Source organism: Namhaeicola litoreus, assembly GCF_042679565.1.
Lineage (GTDB): Bacteria > Bacteroidota > Bacteroidia > Flavobacteriales > Flavobacteriaceae > Namhaeicola > Namhaeicola litoreus.
In genome coordinates this window covers 96,174-113,689 of the sequence record NZ_JBHTMY010000001.1, presented here as the reverse complement: position 1 = coordinate 113,689, position 17,516 = coordinate 96,174, and the positions used below count along the sequence as shown (strand labels likewise).

Annotated in this window: 22 protein-coding genes; 11 read left to right on the top strand and 11 right to left on the bottom strand. The window is 34.0% G+C overall.

The window, feature by feature from the left end:
• The first annotated feature begins 3 nt into the window (after positions 1–3).
• The 6 genes from ACFQ39_RS00540 to ACFQ39_RS00515 are packed head-to-tail and all read left to right on the top strand — an operon-like array spanning position 4 to position 4,110.
• Positions 4–975: a peptidoglycan DD-metalloendopeptidase family protein gene (locus ACFQ39_RS00540; protein WP_377175364.1), complete on the top strand. Its 972-nt coding sequence runs from the start codon at positions 4–6 to the stop codon at positions 973–975.
• Complete coding sequence (locus ACFQ39_RS00535; RefSeq protein ID WP_377175362.1) at positions 975–1,304, top strand: MerR family transcriptional regulator; 330 nt, start codon at positions 975–977, stop codon at positions 1,302–1,304. Before ACFQ39_RS00540 ends, ACFQ39_RS00535 begins: the two co-directional genes overlap by 1 nt.
• 23 nt (positions 1,305–1,327) lie before the next feature.
• Positions 1,328–1,921, top strand: a complete 594-nt coding sequence (locus tag ACFQ39_RS00530; protein WP_377175360.1) for a LemA family protein — start codon at positions 1,328–1,330, stop codon at positions 1,919–1,921.
• A 27-nt stretch (positions 1,922–1,948) separates the two neighbouring features.
• Positions 1,949–2,386, top strand: coding sequence for a TPM domain-containing protein (locus tag ACFQ39_RS00525; protein ID WP_377175358.1), 438 nt, complete (start codon positions 1,949–1,951; stop codon positions 2,384–2,386).
• A gap of 20 nt (positions 2,387–2,406) precedes the next feature.
• A complete protein-coding gene (locus ACFQ39_RS00520) occupies positions 2,407–3,456 on the top strand; it encodes a 2Fe-2S iron-sulfur cluster-binding protein (protein ID WP_377175356.1) in 1,050 nt (349 codons plus the stop codon).
• Between the two features lie 15 nt (positions 3,457–3,471).
• Entirely contained in the window at positions 3,472–4,110 is a 639-nt protein-coding gene (locus ACFQ39_RS00515; protein WP_377175354.1) for a LysE family translocator, read from the top strand.
• A 1-nt stretch (position 4,111) separates the two neighbouring features.
• On the opposite strand, the gene ACFQ39_RS00510 is transcribed toward ACFQ39_RS00515, so the two are convergent.
• From ACFQ39_RS00510 to ACFQ39_RS00485, 6 genes are all read right to left on the bottom strand, one after another.
• Entirely contained in the window at positions 4,112–4,990 is an 879-nt protein-coding gene (locus tag ACFQ39_RS00510) for a tetratricopeptide repeat protein (protein ID WP_377175352.1), read from the bottom strand.
• A gap of 46 nt (positions 4,991–5,036) precedes the next feature.
• Positions 5,037–5,468: a dUTP diphosphatase gene (dut, locus tag ACFQ39_RS00505; protein ID WP_377175350.1), complete on the bottom strand. Its 432-nt coding sequence runs from the start codon at positions 5,466–5,468 to the stop codon at positions 5,037–5,039.
• Positions 5,465–6,916 (bottom strand): lipopolysaccharide biosynthesis protein, encoded by a 1,452-nt coding sequence (locus ACFQ39_RS00500; protein ID WP_377175349.1) that lies wholly within the window; start codon positions 6,914–6,916, stop codon positions 5,465–5,467. Before ACFQ39_RS00500 ends, dut begins: the two co-directional genes overlap by 4 nt.
• A gap of 131 nt (positions 6,917–7,047) precedes the next feature.
• Positions 7,048–7,308 carry a 50S ribosomal protein L27 gene (rpmA, locus tag ACFQ39_RS00495; RefSeq protein ID WP_377175348.1) on the bottom strand — a complete coding sequence of 87 codons (261 nt, stop codon included), beginning with the start codon at positions 7,306–7,308 and terminating at the stop codon, positions 7,048–7,050.
• Positions 7,309–7,344: 36 nt separating this feature from the next.
• A complete protein-coding gene (rplU, locus tag ACFQ39_RS00490) occupies positions 7,345–7,986 on the bottom strand; it encodes a 50S ribosomal protein L21 (RefSeq protein ID WP_377175347.1) in 642 nt (213 codons plus the stop codon).
• Positions 7,987–8,165: 179 nt separating this feature from the next.
• On the bottom strand, positions 8,166–9,038 hold the full coding sequence (locus ACFQ39_RS00485; RefSeq protein ID WP_377175345.1) for a DMT family transporter: 873 nt from the start codon (positions 9,036–9,038) through the stop codon (positions 8,166–8,168).
• Positions 9,039–9,111: 73 nt separating this feature from the next.
• On the opposite strand from ACFQ39_RS00485, the gene ACFQ39_RS00480 reads away from it, so the two are divergent.
• The 3 genes from ACFQ39_RS00480 (at position 9,112) to ACFQ39_RS00470 (ending at position 10,694) form a co-directional block, all read left to right on the top strand.
• Positions 9,112–9,459, top strand: coding sequence for a heavy-metal-associated domain-containing protein (locus ACFQ39_RS00480; protein WP_377175344.1), 348 nt, complete (start codon positions 9,112–9,114; stop codon positions 9,457–9,459).
• 43 nt (positions 9,460–9,502) lie between these two features.
• The gene (locus ACFQ39_RS00475) at positions 9,503–10,249 is read left to right on the top strand and encodes a lipid-binding SYLF domain-containing protein (RefSeq protein WP_377175342.1); all 747 of its coding nucleotides are present in this window, start codon (positions 9,503–9,505) and stop codon (positions 10,247–10,249) included.
• A gap of 214 nt (positions 10,250–10,463) precedes the next feature.
• The gene (locus tag ACFQ39_RS00470) at positions 10,464–10,694 is read left to right on the top strand and encodes a hypothetical protein (protein ID WP_377175341.1); all 231 of its coding nucleotides are present in this window, start codon (positions 10,464–10,466) and stop codon (positions 10,692–10,694) included.
• 69 nt (positions 10,695–10,763) lie between these two features.
• On the opposite strand, the gene ACFQ39_RS00465 is transcribed toward ACFQ39_RS00470, so the two are convergent.
• From ACFQ39_RS00465 to mutY, 5 genes are read right to left on the bottom strand one after another with little or no spacing between them, the layout of a single operon-like run.
• Entirely contained in the window at positions 10,764–11,822 is a 1,059-nt protein-coding gene (locus ACFQ39_RS00465) for a COX15/CtaA family protein (RefSeq protein ID WP_377175339.1), read from the bottom strand.
• A gap of 4 nt (positions 11,823–11,826) precedes the next feature.
• On the bottom strand, positions 11,827–12,387 hold the full coding sequence (gene gldD, locus ACFQ39_RS00460) for a gliding motility lipoprotein GldD (RefSeq protein WP_377175337.1): 561 nt from the start codon (positions 12,385–12,387) through the stop codon (positions 11,827–11,829).
• Position 12,388: 1 nt separating this feature from the next.
• Positions 12,389–13,708 carry a gliding motility-associated protein GldE gene (gldE, locus tag ACFQ39_RS00455; RefSeq protein WP_377175335.1) on the bottom strand — a complete coding sequence of 440 codons (1,320 nt, stop codon included), beginning with the start codon at positions 13,706–13,708 and terminating at the stop codon, positions 12,389–12,391.
• A gap of 25 nt (positions 13,709–13,733) precedes the next feature.
• Positions 13,734–14,171, bottom strand: coding sequence for a single-stranded DNA-binding protein (locus ACFQ39_RS00450; protein ID WP_377175333.1), 438 nt, complete (start codon positions 14,169–14,171; stop codon positions 13,734–13,736).
• 38 nt (positions 14,172–14,209) lie between these two features.
• Entirely contained in the window at positions 14,210–15,247 is a 1,038-nt protein-coding gene (mutY, locus tag ACFQ39_RS00445; protein WP_377175331.1) for an A/G-specific adenine glycosylase, read from the bottom strand.
• Positions 15,248–15,382: 135 nt separating this feature from the next.
• Here mutY and ACFQ39_RS00440 point away from each other — a divergent pair, with 135 nt between their 5' ends.
• Both ACFQ39_RS00440 and ACFQ39_RS00435 read left to right on the top strand, forming a co-directional pair.
• Positions 15,383–15,673, top strand: coding sequence for an HU family DNA-binding protein (locus tag ACFQ39_RS00440; protein WP_377175329.1), 291 nt, complete (start codon positions 15,383–15,385; stop codon positions 15,671–15,673).
• Between the two features lie 278 nt (positions 15,674–15,951).
• Positions 15,952–17,487: an Rne/Rng family ribonuclease gene (locus tag ACFQ39_RS00435; protein WP_377175327.1), complete on the top strand. Its 1,536-nt coding sequence runs from the start codon at positions 15,952–15,954 to the stop codon at positions 17,485–17,487.
• Positions 17,488–17,516: the final 29 nt, after the last annotated feature.

The following is a 17,516-nucleotide window of genomic DNA, read 5'->3' as shown; positions in this document are numbered from 1 at the left end:
ATTATGGCGAAAGTAAAATATTATTACGATTCAGATACTTTATCCTATAAAAAAATACAAACCAGAAAGCGAGATCGATTTAGAAGAGCCATGCTTTTTATCATCGCGTCAGCTTTATTCGGATTTTTATCTGTTACCGTTTTATTACAATACATTGCATCACCAAAAGAGAAGGTCATGCAAAGAGAATTGGAGAATTTGAAATTAAATTATGAATTACTGAGTAAGCGAATGGAACAATCGCAAAAAGTTCTCGATGAAATTCAAGAAAGAGATAACAATATATATCGAGTATATTTTGAGGCGAATCCAATTCCTGAAGAACAAAGGAAAGCTGGTTTTGGTGGTGTAAACAGGTATAAATCTTTAGAGGGATTTGATTACAGCAACATGATAACGGAAGCGACAAAAAAGATGGATGTGCTCTCAAAACAGTTGTATGTACAATCAAAATCTTTGGACGAGATTACAGGTTATGCAAAAGATAAAGAGGCTCTACTCGCAGCTATACCGGCTATTCAGCCTGTAAGTAATGAAGATTTGACGAGGATGGCTTCAGGTTATGGTTGGCGTTTGGACCCATTTACAAAAGCGAGAAAATTTCATAAAGGAATGGATTTTACCGCACCAAGGGGTATACCGATTTATGCTACGGGAAATGGCATAGTTACGCGTGCTGATAACGCCTCTTCAGGATTTGGAAATCATATTAGAATAGATCATGGATTTGATTACTTAACGCTCTATGCCCATCTTTCTAAATACAATGTAAGAAAAGGACAGCGTGTGAAAAGAGGTGATCTGATTGGTTTTATTGGTAGTACAGGGCGGTCACAGGCACCTCACTTACATTATGAAGTTTGGTATAAAGGGCAGGCAGTTAATCCGATTAATTTCTATTATGGAGAACTTACACCGGAAGAATTCCAGGAAATGCTGTTGAGATCATCACAAGAAGGACAATCATACGACTAATGCACATAGACTTACCTGATAAAAGATATTATAAAATTGGAGAAGTTGCCAATGCTTTTGGTGTGAATGCATCTCTTATTCGCTTTTGGGAGAATGAATTTGATATTTTAAAGCCCAAAAAAAATAAAAAAGGCAACAGGTTGTTTACCCCTGAGGATATTAAAAATTTACAAATGATTTTTTATTTGGTAAAAGAGAAAGGTTATACCTTAGAAGGAGCAAAGATTAAATTAAAAGAAAAACCGCAAGAAGTTGTGGAGACTCATGATATTATTTTGAGACTTCAAGCGATCAAAGAAGAACTATTGAAAATTAAAAATCAACTATAATCTTTAACTTAAATTAAAAAAAAATGAAAAAATGGCTTCCCTTTATTATTATCGTAGTTCTACTTATTGGTCTTTTTAGATGGGGTGTAGGTTTGAACAATACCATGGTAGAAAAGCAAGAAACTGCTAAAACGCAGTGGGCAAATGTCGAAAGTGCCTACCAGCGAAGAGCAGATTTAATACCAAATTTAGTCAATACGGTAAAAGGATATGCAGAGCATGAAAAAGAAACTTTAGAAGGGGTAATTAATGCGCGTGCAAATGCTACAAAAACAACCATAGATCCTACCAATGTAACGCCAGAACAAATGGCTGCATTTCAAGAATCTCAAAATACTTTAAGTGGCGCATTAAGCCGTTTAATGGTAGTTGCAGAAAGATATCCGGATTTAAAAGCAAATCAAAACTTTTTAGAACTGCAGAGTCAATTAGAAGGAACAGAAAACAGAATTAATGTTGAACGAAACAGGTACAATGAATTAGCAAAAGATTATAATGTTTATGTGAGAAAGTTTCCAGCAAGCGTGGTGGCTAACATTTTAAATTTTGATCCGCTAGTTTTATTTGAAGCAGCAGCTGGAAGTGAGAATGCACCAACAGTAGATTTTAATTCCTAGTCTCATTTGGATAAAAATAAACGAAATATGAGTATTGTAGAAGATTTTTTAAGCCCCGAAGAGGAGAAACAAATTGTTGAAACGATTCGAGGTTCAGAAGAAAAAACATCTGGTGAAATACGTGTTCATATTGAGAATAATTGCGAAATAGGATGTTTAGACAGAGCAAAAGAGGTATTCAATTATCTCGGCATGGATAAAACCAAAGACCGCAATGGTGTTTTATTTTATGTCTCCGTCCAAAGTCATATGTTTGCCGTGATTGGTGATTCCGGCATTGATAAAAAAGTACCTAAAAATTTCTGGGATAGCGTAAAAGATCGTGTTCAGGGTGAATTTGCAAAAGGCAATTTTTGTGATGGTTTGGTTTTGGGAATTATTGAGGCTGGACAAAAGTTGAGTGAATTCTTCCCTTATCATCATACTGATAAGAATGAGTTACCAAATCACATATCCAAAAGTTAATTTGCTGAAAAAGAAGTTTTATGTCTGTTTTTTATCCGTTAAAAGTAAAGGAAGTTCGAAGAGAAACTCCTTCGTCAGTTTCTGTTTTATTTGAAATACCGTCTGAACTTAAAAGCGAATTTCGTTTTAAACCGGGGCAGTATGTAAACATTAGAAAAAAAATTCAAGAAAAGGAATTGAGAAGGGCGTATTCGATTTGCTCCTCATTAAATAGCGGAGAAGTTCGTATTGCTATTAAAAAAGTGGAGGGAGGAAGTTTTTCTGTTTTTGCAAATGAAAAACTAAAGGCTGGAGATGTTTTAGAGGTTACTGCGCCTGAAGGACGTTTTATACTTGAACCCGAACAGGCCGAAGATAAATATGTGATGTTTGCTGCTGGAAGTGGTATTACGCCAATTCTTTCGATGCTTAGTTCTTTACTGGAATCAAAATCAAATAGTCAGGTTGTTCTTGTTTACGGAAATCAAAGTTTAGAAGAGACGATGTTTTTAGAAAACATTGAAACACTTAAAAAGAATTATCCGGAGAGACTTGCTTTACATTATGTATTTAGTAGAAAATTATCTGAGAAACACCATTTTGGAAGAATCTCAGAAAATCTTTTAACTCAGATTTTAAAGGAAGAAAAAATTAATCCATCCGTTAGCGGAATTTATATATGTGGTCCGGAGGGCATGATTGACCAAGTTAATCATTATTTGCTCAAACATCAATTTAGTGAAGATCAAATTCACATCGAGTGGTTTAATGTTACAGAAGAAAAAGAGGTAAATCAAAATGAGTTTAAAGGATCAGCGAAAGTTAAAATTCATTTAGACGAAGAAGAGACTACTTTTGAAATGCGTCAGGATGAGACAGTACTTGGTGCTGCGCTCGCGCACGGCGTTGATGCACCTTATTCTTGCCAAGGAGGTATCTGTAGTAGTTGCCTGGCTAAGGTGACAGAAGGAGCTGTAAAAATGGATAATAACCGTATACTGAGTGACGAAGAATTGGCTGAAGGATTAATATTAACTTGTCAGGCACATCCCATTACATCAACAGTATCTATTGATTATGACGATGTCTAAAGTTAAATTAGCGGAATGCTCAATGAAAGTTTAAATGCAATATTATTAGGAATTGGCCTGGCTTTTATGATAGGTCCTGTCTTTTTTACATTGATAGAGACCAGTGTAACAAAAGGTGCCAGGGCAGCAATAGTATTTGATCTGGGTGTGATTTTAGCGGATATCTCATTTATTTCATTGGCATATTTTGGTAGTGTTGGATTTTTAGAGAGAATACAGAACGATAGCCGCGTATACCTTTTTGGTGGATTAGTATTAATTGCTTTTGGGGTTTTTACCATTGTAAAGAAATCCGGTGAGACGGGTATCGCAAATTCAAAATTAAGAGTGAATGAACCTTCAAACTACCTCAAACTTTTCTTAAAAGGATTTTTCTTAAATTTTATCAATGTTGGCGTCTTAGCTTTTTGGTTCGCTGTAGTTATTGCGGTTACCGCTAGTTTGGAACTCGATAAAAATAAAATCATTCAGTATTTTGCCACAACAATGATTACTTTTTTTGTAATAGATCTATTTAAAATTGTGGTTTCTAAACAACTAAAATCGAAGCTAACACCAATAGTATTGCATAAAATGCAATTTGGCTTGGGTATTGTTTTTATTGTTTTTGGTTTGATTTTAGCGGCTAAAAGATTTATACCCTTAGAAATATGATCTAGTTCATTTTTATTTTTAGGTCGTATTTATGAACCACTCTATCAAAAATTTCTGTCTGATTTTTTGATTTGAGATCATTATAGATATACCCAATTTTACCTGCGGCATCAGACCTATAAGGAGATTGTTGTGCACTATATAAGATAAATGAATGAACCAAGTTGTCTAAGCCAGATTCCAATTGCCCACCACTATATTCGATTAATCCCAAACCATAATACCCCTCTGGGTCTTCAGGAAAAATTTCACAGTATTTTTTATAATATTCTCTGGACTTTTCTGCATTCCCCGACACATTATAAACAACTGCAAGATTGATTAGAGGAAGCTTGCCATTAGGAAAAATTTTTAACGAATTCTGATAAGCTTCAATGGCTAAATCTAATTCATTGTTTTTTCGGTATGAGACACCTAGATTGTCCCAAGCATAGACAAATTCAGGATCCAAAAGAACAGCTTTCTTGAACTTTTCTATGGCATTTGGCAAATCCTCTTCCTTTAAATAATCCATTCCATCGTCATAAGCTAACTGAGCCAAGACATTCTTTGACGATACGTGCCCGACATCTTCCGTTTCTGTAAACATCAGGCTTTTTAATGCTTTGCAGTTATCGATTAAATGATTCTCTACAAGCTTATAAATCTCCGCAGATCTTTTTTCTGTAATGACTTCTGTAGATGCCATATCTGACTGGATATGATTTGCAATTGTTTGGCTCAAGCATTTGTTGACGGCTTGATTTTTATGCTTTTCGGTGATATTTATTTTTTCGATACAGCTGCATGTTTCGCTAGAGAGAGAATCCATGTTCAAATTATTTTGCTGCGCATTTATTGAACTTACGATAAAAACAAGAAATAACTTGATCAATTTCATAAAATATTTTTTAAAGATCTACAAGTTATTTCTTGCTTAGATCCTATTAAACTCCTGTACTTCCGAAACCGCCAGCTCCTCGAGATGTGTCTTCTAAAATTTCAACTTCCCTCCAACTCACTTGCTCGTGCTTGGCAATAACGAGTTGTGCAATTCTGTCTCCATCCTGAATGGTAAATTTGTCATTTGATAAATTCACCAAGATCACACCAATTTCACCTCGGTAATCTGCATCAATAGTTCCAGGGGTGTTTAACACCGTAATGCCATGTTTTGCTGCCAGTCCGCTACGAGGTCTAACTTGTGCCTCATAACCTTCCGGAAGCGCAATAAATAATCCGGTTTTAATAACAGTTCTCTCCAATGGATTTAACTCTACCGGTTTTTCAATATTTGCACGAAGATCCATACCGGCAGATGCTTTTGTTTGATATGACGGTGTTGGATGGTTCGATTTATTAATTATATTAACTATCATTTTTTAAAAATATTTTGTAATTCAGATTTTTCTTTCCACAAAATTAGAGAAGTGAACAAAAGCAGTAACAATACAGAAACAACATAATTGCCATTAAATTGGCTAAGAGAGATCATCGAAATAATCAAAGATGTAATTAGATAAAAGGTAGTTTTAGAAATTGAGTAGGGGATAGGGTAATGTTTTTTACCCGTGAAATAAGATAAAATTACTATGATGCCATAGGAGAATAATGTTGCCCAAGCAGAAGCCATATAGCCTATTTTTGGAATGAGCCAAATGTTAACTAATATGGTAATAACAGATCCGACCAATGCAAAGTAGGTGCCGTAAATTGTTTTGTCGGTGAGTTTATACCAAACAGCGAGGTTGTAAGAAATACCAAGCATTAAATTGGCGTATAAGATAATGGGTACAATTTTCAATCCGGCGTAATATGATTCATCTCCCAGTAAGAGTTTTGCAAAGAGGGGTAAGAAAAGTATAACAACTAAAAGGAAAAGAGAACCCAAAATGGTGAACCAATTTAGAATTTTGGCATAAGTCTCTTTTGCATTCTTGTCAGCTGCCTTGTTAAAGAAAAATGGTTCTGCACCAAGTTTGAAAGCCATGGTAAAAAGCATCATAAATACACCTAATTTATAACAGGCAGCATAAATACCCATCTCTTCTTTTCCTAAATATTTTTCTAGAAGAATTTTATCTAAATTTTCATTGGTCACAAATGCCAAACTGGTTATGAGAATTGGAATTCCATAAGCCATCATTTCGCGTAAAAGTTTTTTATCGAAGGTGAATTTGAACTTAAGAATGATAGGGAAAAGGATAATGAATGTAAAAATACTGGCAAATAAATTAGACAAGAAAATAAAGACAACCAATGGGTATTTGTGATACGTTTCTTCTAGTATTGATAAAGTATGACCTTGTTCTATCCATTTTGGTAAAAACAATAAGAACAGAATATTAAAAAAAGCGTAGATAAGAATATTGAAGATTTTGACGGATGCGAATTTTATAGGTTTATTCGTTGCCCTTAAATAAGCAAAAGGAATCACAACCAAAGTATCTAAAGCCGTTACCCAGATTAATATTTGTAAATAAATGGGATGCCCAAATCCGAAATAAATACTTAGTTCTTTAGAAAAGTAGAGAGCAAGTGCCAAGAAAATGATTGTGACAGATAAAATGGAGTAAAAACTTGTAGAGATGACTTTTCCTTTCTCTTTTTCTTTTGTGAAGAACCTGAAAAAGGCCGTTTCCATGCCAAAGGTTAAAATTGCGTTTAAATAGGCTGCATAAACAAAATACAAAGTATTCTCAGCATATTTCTCACTGCTCAACGTATTGGTGTGCAGTTTTACCAATAAAATGTTGATGGCTCTTGGCAATACAGCCGCTATACCGTAGATAAGGGTATCTTTAAAAAAGCGTTTTAAATTGCTCAAGTTTAGTTTCTTTTTGCGCTATATAGGTTTACGAAAGTATGAAAATTTATGAAGTTTGTCTACGCAAAATAAATAAACAAAAAAACCCTTATCTATTGATAAGGGTTTTTTATTAAAGCTTTGAAAACTACTTAAGCTTCAGCTTTTTCTATAGAAACGTAAGATTTGTTATCTTTTTTCTTTGCAAATTTTACGATACCGTCGATCTGTGCATGTAAAGTATGGTCTTTACCCATATAAACATTATCACCAGGATGGTGTTTTGTTCCTCTTTGACGTACTAAAATATTTCCCGCCAAAGCAGCTTGTCCACCAAAAATTTTAACGCCTAATCGTTTCGATTCTGATTCTCTACCGTTCTTTGAACTACCGACACCTTTTTTATGAGCCATGATGTTATATTTTTAAATTTTTATTGATTCAGGAGATTATTTTTCAATTCCTCCTTTTACGTCTTCTTGCCATTTAGCCAATTCATCCCATTTTCCATCTGCCGCCATTTGTGCTTGTGCTGGCCAAGAATCTGGAACTTTATTAGCATACTGAGAACCTGCAGCTTCTAAAATTTCTTTTAATTTGGCTACATCTGTTTGAGCTAATTTCTTAAAAGAATCGATTCCCGCTTCTACGAATAAAGAAGCTATCTTAGGTCCAATTCCTTCAACTTTTTTCAAATCGTCTGCTTTTTTAGCAGCTGTCTTTTTTACCGTTTTTTTAGCTGGTTTTTCTTCAGACTTTACCGCTTCTTTTTTCTTTCCACCAGTAGCTGAAATAGATTCAATTACGATTTCTGATAAAGACTGACGGTGTCCGTTTTTCTTTTTGTAACCTTTTCTTCTTTTCTTTTTGAAGACGATTACCTTGTCACCTTTTAGGTGTTTTAGAATTTTTGCAGTTACTTCTGCACCTTCTATAACTGGGGCGCCAATGGTTACTTTGCCATCGTCTAACAACAATACATTATCAAAAGAAATATTTGATCCTTCTTCTTGTTGTAAACGATTCACAAAAACCTTTTGGTCTTTTTTAACTTTAAATTGTTGCCCTGCTATCTCTACAATTGCATACATAGTTAATCTGTTTTTCGCTTATTTGATTAAAATCAAAACCTTATCCAGATTTTGAGGGTGCAAATATACATTTTTTATATGAATAAGCAAATTGAAAATAATTTGAAATTTTTTATTCCATTCATATAAATAAAGTTTGTTATACTGTTGGGTGAATCTTTTTCTAAAAAGAAAATGATTTATTTTTTCGCTGAGTTGATCAAATACACACCAAAAATGATGAGTGTCCCAAAGAGTAGTTGTAAAATAGTTAAGTGTTCACCATCCATTATTCCCCAAAAAATGGCAACTAAAGGAATTAAGTAAGTTACAGAACTTGCAAAAATAGGAGATGAAATGTGTACCATTTTATAAAATAAAATATTAGCTAAGGCCGTGCAAACGATGGATAAAAGTGAAACGTAAACTAGAGAAATATTTACATCCTTGTTAAAAGTAATCTCAAAAAAACCGGAATAGAACAATACAATTAAAGAAGGTATTAGCAGGAAGACAAAATTACTGATGGTAATTGTTGTTGCGTTAACGTTACTCAAATGTTTCTTTACAAGATTTACATTTAGGCCATAGCCCACAGAGGCCAGAATTATAAAAAGTGCATAAAAATAATTTTGATCAGGATTTATTTCAGATCCTTTCAGAATTAAAAGAACAGCACCAGTCAATCCAACTAATATACCCAAGAATTGCTTTTTTATAAATGCAACCCCAAAAAAAAGCACTCCTATGATCAAGGTGTTTAAGGGAGTTAAAGAATTGAGAATGGAAGCAATAGAGCTATCAATGTGGTATACGGCATATATAAATAGAAATACAGGAAAAAATGTACCGCAAAAGGCGGATAGAATCAGATATTTCCATTCTTTTGACTCTATTTCTTTTAGTTTTTTAATGCCTATCAGGCTGAGAAAAATGGCTGCAATCGAGATTCGAAGTGCACCAACCTGCAAAGGGCTTAGTCCAATAAGAGCTTTTTTCATTAGAATAAATGAACTACCCCATATAAGCGATAGTGTGATAAGATAAAACCATCGCAATTGTTTCTCATTCATAGCTGTTAGAATTAGTTCATGCAAAAATCAAATAAATTATTTTAATTAATAACTTTGAAGAAAATTAACTACTATGCAAAAGCTTATATTTATTCTTAGCACCACATTTCTATTATTGTTTTTTAGCTGTACTAAATCGGACAAAGAATTTAAACTTTCTCAGAAAGAAGTTGTTAAGGAAATTAAAAAAGTTGAAGTCGATATAGAGGGCATGACATGTGAAATTGGATGTGCTAAGTTGATTGAATCAAAACTTTCGAAAACTGAGGGAGTGCAACTTGCGACAGTGAGCTTTGAGCAAAAAAAAGGTGTGATTGAGTTTGATGCCAATTTAATAGATGAAAAAAGAATAAATGATGTCATTGAGGCCACAGGCGGAGGGGATCTATATACAGTGGTCAGAAGCCAGTTGGTTGAATAAATTTTAGTAATATTGTAGAACAAACCATTAAAATATTTAAACTATGAAATTAATTAAATTAGGAATTGCTCTCATTTTTCTTGCAACAACTGTGATCGCTTGTAAGGAAACCAAAAAAGGAGCAGAAAAGGATGTGCAAGATGCCGTTGAGGCTGTTCAAGAAACTGCAGATGATGTAAGTGACGCAGTTTCGGACGCTGCCGAGGAAGTTGAAGAAGCAATGGATGATGCTGTCGATGCCGCAGAAGACCTAGGAGAGGTAGCAAATGAAGCTGCTAAGACTGTTGAGGGTGCAGTGAAGGCTGCAGGATTTTCAGTTGTTTATCCGCAGGATACAAAATTAGCCGATGAGGTTAAATCTGGTATGAAAGAATTAATAAAAGAAGATCCTTCATTGTCAAAGTACTTTGCTAATGCTTACGGTTATGCCATCTTTCCAAAAATAACCAAAGCTGGTTTAGGGATCGGTGGAGCAGGTGGTGAAGGGCTTGTTTTTGAAAAGGGAACCGTCATTGGAAAAGCAACATTGATGCAGGCAACCTTTGGTCTTCAAGCAGGTGGACAGCAATATAGAGAGGTTGTCTTCTTTGAAGATAAGGCTGCCCTAGACAGATTTACAAATGGTAAGTTTAAGTTTTCAGGAGAAGCTTCAGCAGTAGCCCTTGAAAAAGGAGTTTCTGCCGACATAGCTTATCAAGATGGTGTTGCTATAATTACTGATCCAATGGGCGGAGTAATGGCTGAAGCTTCAGTTGGCACTCAAAAATTCAAATATAAAGCAGGTATTTAAGCCGTTTTTTTTGTTAAAATTTAAGAGCCTTCCTCACGGAGGGCTTTCTTTTTTTTAAGTAAATATTTAATCAGTTAATATTGAATGAGTTATGTGTGAATTAAGTTTTATGATAAATTTAAGAAAAATTTGTTTTATTATGATTATATGAGTAGGTTTGTGCGTTTTTACATACAAACTAAATATTTAAACTATGAAATTATTAAAAGGTATTTTGACATTCGCAATTATTGGTTTAATTGCCGTTTCTTGTAAAGAAACTGCTAAAGGAGCGCAAGAAGATGCGACAGAGGCTGTTGAAGCTGTATCTGAGGCTGCTGATGAGGCTGTTGAAGCTGTAAATGAGGCTGCTGATGAGGCTGTTGAAGCTGTAAATGAAGCTACTGATGAGGCTGCTGCTGTAATTGATTCAGTAAAAGCTGACGTAAAAGAAGGCGCTCACTAATTTACATTAGTCAAAGCTAAACGAGAATAAACTCTCGGAATTTTTAAAGGTTGCCAAGGCAGCCTTTTTTTATGCCCTATTTTTCCGTAGAGAAAAGTAAAAGAAAAGTAATCCAATAAAAAAGAGTAAACCCACTAGTTGATGTGATACCCCTAAAAAAAGAGGTATTGCTGCACCTTTGATGTTTAATAAGGTAAAAATACCCAATAATACTTGGATGTTAATCAAGATAAATACAATCCAAATCCAATGCAATGGGGTATCCGTTAATTTCGAACGGTATTTGAAAAAGAGAATAAAAGTCAGTATTAGAAGCAAATAAGCTATTGCTCTATGAATAAATTGAATAAGGGCAGGTGCAAATAAATAACTATCATAGTTGGTTAGATTTTCCAATTTCCAATTTCCAATTTCTAATAAAACGTTGGGAATTATTTGACCATTCATATCTGGCCAAGTTGGGTAATATAATCCGGCTTTCATTCCGCTCATCATTCCGGCAAAAATAAGTTGTAAGAAAGTTATACCTATTAACCATTGAACAAATTTTTTGGAAACGTTTTTTGCATCTTCGCCAAATCTATAAACATCTGCGATGATCCATACGAGTGCAGAAATAGTTAAGCTTGCCAATATAAAATGTAGTGTGAGCTTATAAGCATTTACCCAAGGCCTATTTACAAGTCCACTTTGAACCATAATCCAACCCGCAGACGCTGTTAATAATGTCAAAAGAATAACAAGCCCTAAGCGCTTAACCAGTTTACCGTCAATTTTTTTTGAAAAAACAAAATAAAGGAATGGAAATAAGAAGATTAGTCCTAAGGCACGAACCCAAAATCGATGAAAAAATTCCCAAAAATAAATGTATTTGAATTCATTCAGATCAAATGCACTATTGATTTTCTGGTATTGAGGTGTTTCTTTATAAAGGTCGAATTCTTTTAACCAATCTTGCTCAGTCATTGGTGGTATTACTCCTGTGACCACATCCCATTTGGTGATGGATAAACCTGATCCAGTTAGCCGTGTAATTCCACCTAAGATTACCTGACCTAATAACATGACCAACCCTATGATCAGCCAAATTCTTACAGTTCTTGAATACAAATAATCTGATTTCTTCATTTCCTTAATTTTTCCAAGAAGTAGTCTCCATAATTTTCTGTAAATCTTTTTCTATATAGGAAATGGCTGGTTGAATAGAGTCAAAATTAGGACTTACATCAAAATACACCGCACCGGTTATAAAATGCTTTATACTGTCTGTAAGGTGAAATTGCAAAGGAGAGGCTGCGTTTCCCGTTACCTCAAATAATGATCCATAGGTTTGATGCTCTTTATTTGCGAAAGGCAAAGAGCTGATACCATCTGCTTTAATTGTATGATTAAAGGTTAGTTTTTCAGACTCCATAAACAGCTCTTGTAAATTATTTTCTATGGGTCTATAAGTAATGTTGATACTCGCTTTGAGTGTTGGATAGTAAATATTTGTCCAGCATTTCTCGTTCGTGCTAATGGTTGCTAATTCTGAATATTCAAAAGTATAAGGGCAATCAGAAGTTAAAAAAAGATAGTTTGAATCAGGATATTGCAAACGCAATTGTGCTTTTGGTTTAGGAAAGATATCTTCCTTACATGAGAATAGTGTGACTAATATGAAAAAACTGCAATAAAAGATAAATCGATTCATGCTAAACTGTTTTAGATGTCTCAGGTAAAGTTACTTTTACCTGTTTTATTCTTTTTAAATCTAAAGATTCAATTGAGATGACATATGGTCCAATATTAATTTTTTCTTTCCTTTTGGGGTATCTTCCTGTTATTTCCAGTATCAATCCTGCAATTGTTTCTGCATCTTCCATATACGACTCAAAAACTACAGGATTTATTTTAGTAATCTTGAAAAAATCCTTTAGAGAAACCCTGCCTTCAAATAGATAGTTGTAGGAGTCAATTTTAGTGAATTGAGCATCTTGTTCGTCAAATTCGTCACTTATATCTCCAACAATTTCTTCAATGATATCTTCCAATGTGATGATCCCACAAGTCCCGCCATATTCATCTACTACAACGGCTAAATGATTTTTCATTTCTTGAAATTCTCTCAGCAAATCGTCTAATTTTTTGTTCTCGGGAACAAAGAATGGCTTACGAAGTAATTTTTGCCATTTAAAGGTTTTTTTATTCAAATGAGGGATTAAATCTTTGATATATAAAACTCCAATGATATTATCTATATTATCTTCATATACCGGTATCCTTGAGTGACCATTGTCTATAATTTTTTTCATCACGTCCAAAAACTCCTCTTCCATATTAATGGCAAAAATATCCATTCTCGGACACATGACTTCAGATGTTTCTGTATTTCCAAAAGTGACAATACCTTGTAAAATCTTTTTTTCTTCTTTTGTTGTGGCTGTTTTAGACGTGAGTTCAAGAGCTTGAGAAAGCACTTCAACATTAAACTCACTATTTTTTTTTGTTAGTCTTTGCTCTAAAAAACTGGTTAGATTGATAAGAGGAAAACTTAGAAAAGTAAAAAAAGAGTTTAAAATATTTAATGGTTTAGCCATCAATGCCGCAAAATGTACAGCATTTCTACTGGCATAAATTTTAGGTAGAACCTCGCCAAATAGGAGCAATAAAAAGGTGACTAAAACAATCTCTAGTAAGAATTTTATAACTGCATTGCCAACAGATCCAAAAAAATAATCGCCTGTAAAGGCAAAGATTAAAACAAAAAGAATGTTGATGAAATTATTAGAAATCAAGATGGTTGCTAGTAATTTGGCAGGATTACTCAGTAATTCAGCAACTAATTTCATATTTCCTTTTTTCGTTTTTTCTTCTGATAGATCAGTTTTGGTTAAGGAAAAGAAAGCCACTTCTGATCCAGAAATGATTGCAGAAGAAAAAAGTAAGCCAATGAGCGTTAAAACGCTAAAGACAACAGGCCAATCTATATTTGATAAAAAAAGAAAAATCCGCGGTTCGGGGTCCAAATTCAAATAAATTTAGTTAATAAGCAACAAATCAAAATGGTAAATCATCTTCCTCGTCATTAGCTGTTGAACTGTGCTGTGGAGCTTGACCCTGATGTGTCTGTTGAGCAGGACTTGCGCCAACTGATAGGTCCTTTTTTGTAGTGAGGAAAGTCATTTCATTCGCATGAATTTCTGTGGAATATTTCTTTTGTCCGTCTTGCTCATAACTTCTTGTTTTAATCCTGCCTTCTACATAGACCCTGTCACCTTTACTTAAATATTTTTCGCAAAGTTCCGCTAGCTTATTGCGCACAACTACATTGTGCCATTCGGTATTCGTTATTCTTTCTCCACTTTGTTTGTTTACAAAAGTTTCATTGGTCGCAATAGGGAATCTCGCCAAACAGTTCCCCTTGTCAAAATAATGTATTTTAACATCATCACCCAAATGGCCGATCAACATCGCTTTGTTTAAAGAGTTTGCCATAAAATCCTAATTTGAATCAAAGATAAATAAATTTTCACTCAACGAAATTTCTCCAAAAAATTAGAGATAATTACAGGTACTGCAAAATTACTTACATTATTCCATTCTACGGCGTTTTTATGATCGCTTTTTGTGTTGATGATCCAGAATTTTGCAAGTATTTTTTGATGTGTGAGAATATGTACAATATTATTTTGGTTGAATAACTTCAGTTGTAATGATTTATCCTGAATCAATTTTTCTAAATTATCAGAAGTCAGTATTGATTCGTGTGACAACTCTTCATTCGATTCAACAAGTGGAAATTGATAAAGATGTTTCCATATATCATTCTCTTTCCTCTGTTCTAAAATCGTGCTTTGGTTATTGATATTAACCACTAAAAAATTGAAATAGCGCGTTCTGATTTTGGTCTTTTTAAGTTTAAGTGGAAGCGAATCTATTTTGTTTTTTTTCAGAGCTAAACAAGATCCTGACAAGGGGCAAGCACCACAATTTGGATTTTTTGGCGTGCAGATCAATGCGCCGAGCTCCATTATTGCTTCATTGTGTAATCCAGGATTTTCTTTAGAGATAATATTTTGTGCGATTTCTTTAAATTCTTTTATGCCACGAGAGGAATTAATCGCAGTTTTAACGTTAAAATATCTCGAAAGGACTCTGTAGACATTGCCATCAACAACAGCCTGAACTTCGTTAAAACAGATTGAAGCAATTGCTGAAGCCGTATAATCACCAATGCCTTTCATTTTTTTTAAAGACTTATAGCTATTAGGGAAAACACCATTTAATTCATTAACTATGTACTTTGCGGTATAGTGAAGATTTCGGGCTCTTGAATAATAGCCTAATCCTTGCCAAAGTTTAAGTACTTCATCTTCATTTGCAGTTGCAAGGTCGAATACAGTAGGAAACTCTTTTGTAAATCGGATAAAATATGCCGTGCCTTGTGCTATTCTGGTTTGTTGTAAAATCACCTCAGATAGCCAAATTGTATAAGGATCTTTAGTTTGTCTCCAAGGCAACTCCCTTTTATTAGCTAAATACCACGAAATTAATAGGTTACTTATGATCATAAAAAAATAGCCGTTCCTAATGGGATTGCAAATATATCTTATTAAATTTTAAGGATTTAGCTTTTTAAAATTGATTTATTATTATATCTTTGCCGCCCGAATAATGAATATAAATAATTTTAATAATAATTAAGAATGACTAAAGCAGAGATCGTTGCCAGCATTGCAGATAATTCAGGAATTGAAAAAGGTGATGTTTTAAGAGTTGTTGAAGATTTAATGGCAGAAATAAAGGGTTCGTTAAGCAAAGGTGAAAATGTTTACTTAAGGGGTTTTGGTAGTTTTATTGTAAAAGAAAGAGCTGAGAAAACTGGTAGAAATATTTCTAAGAACACAACAATAAAGATTCCTGCGCATAATATTCCTGCTTTTAAACCAGCTAAGGTTTTTGTTGAAAGTGTGAAGAACAGCGTTGAAGTTAAATAGTAATTAAAAAACTTGAAATTATGCCAAGCGGAAAAAAAAGAAAACGTAGTAAAATCTCAACGCACAAGCGTAAGAAAAGAAGCAGACAAAATCGTCATAAAAAGAAAAAATAAATAGGTAGGTGACTTGTTCACCTACTTCTTTTTTACGACATTTACGAACAAGTTCATTGAAATAGAAGTTTTTATAAACTTCGAACGGTAAACATTAAAAACGTATTTAATAATCATCTCAAGGTAAAATACGTGTATTTTACCATGGGTATAAATTTGTATAGAGTGAAAACAGAATTAATCATTAGATCGAATTCCTCGGATATTGATTTTGCCCTATTAAAAGATGGAAAATTAGTTGAATTACACAATGAGGTAGTTGATAATAATTTTTCGGTAGGAGATATTTTCTTAGCAAAAGTAAAGAAAACACTTACCGGATTAAATGCAGCCTTCGTGGATGTAAAAAGTGAAAAAGATGCTTTTTTACATTACCACGATTTAGGTCCGCAACTCCTTTCATTTTCAAAATTCACTAAATTAGTACGCACAGGGAAATTAAAAGATTATACACTTAAAAACTTCCGTTTCGAAAAAGATATCGACAAAGGCGGTAAAATTGATGAAGTGATAAAAGCTGGGCAAGAATTGTTGGTTCAAATAGTAAAAGAACCCATTTCAACGAAAGGTCCCAGAATTAGTTCAGAATTATCAATCGCTGGAAGGTACCTGGTTTTGGTACCCTTCTCAAACAGAATATCTGTTTCTCAAAAAATAAGTAGTAATAAAGAAAAAGATCGTCTAAAAAGACTAGCTAAAAGTATCGTGCCAAAAGGTTTTGGGGTAATTCTCAGAACTGTTGCACAAGATATAAAAGTAGCAGAATTAGATAAGGATTTGCAGAATACCATGCAAAGATGGGTAAATATGTGCAAACAGATCCAACAGGCAAAAGCACCTAGTAAAGTGTTGTCTGAAATGAATCGAGCTTCTTCAATTTTGAGAGATATTTTTAATGATTCTTTTACAAGTATTGTGACGAACGACCCTAATTTACATGAGGAAGTTTGTGAATATTTGCGTGGTATTGCGCCAGAAAAGGAATCAATCGCTAAATTACATAAAGCAAGAGTACCTATTTTCGACTTTTACGGTATTGAAAAACAAATTAAAGCCTTATTTGGTAAAACGGTTTCAATGCGCAAGGGTGCTTATCTGGTCATAGAACATACCGAAGCTTTACATGTGATTGATGTAAATAGCGGAAATCGGTCTAACAAAGCGAATTCGCAGGCAGAAACGGCATTGGAAGTAAATATGATCGCAGCAACAGAAATTGCTCGTCAATTGCAATTACGTGATATGGGCGGTATCATTGTTGTCGATTTTATCGATATGCATTCTGCAGAACACAAAAGAAAATTATTCGATCACCTTCGCGAGGAAATGAAGAATAATCGAACTAAGCATAAAATTTTACCACCGAGTAAATTTGGACTGGTTCAGATTACTCGCCAAAGGGTGAGACAAGAAAGAAATATCGAAACAAAAGAAGTAGTGCCTAGCAGTGGAAAAGTAGAAGCTCCAATTGTTTTGGCAGATAAAATTGAAGCCGACCTAAACAGATTGATTGAAGAAAAGCATGAAGGAATAGTGCTACATGCACATACCTTTATTGCAGCTTACCTAACAAAAGGATTACAATCAGTAAGATTTAAGTGGTTTATGAAATATAAAAAGTGGATTAAAATTATTTCCCGTGACGCTTTTCCATACTTAGAATACCAGTTTTTTGATAAAGACGGTAAAGAAATAGGATGAATTTGATAAATAAACCTGCCAAAGGGCAG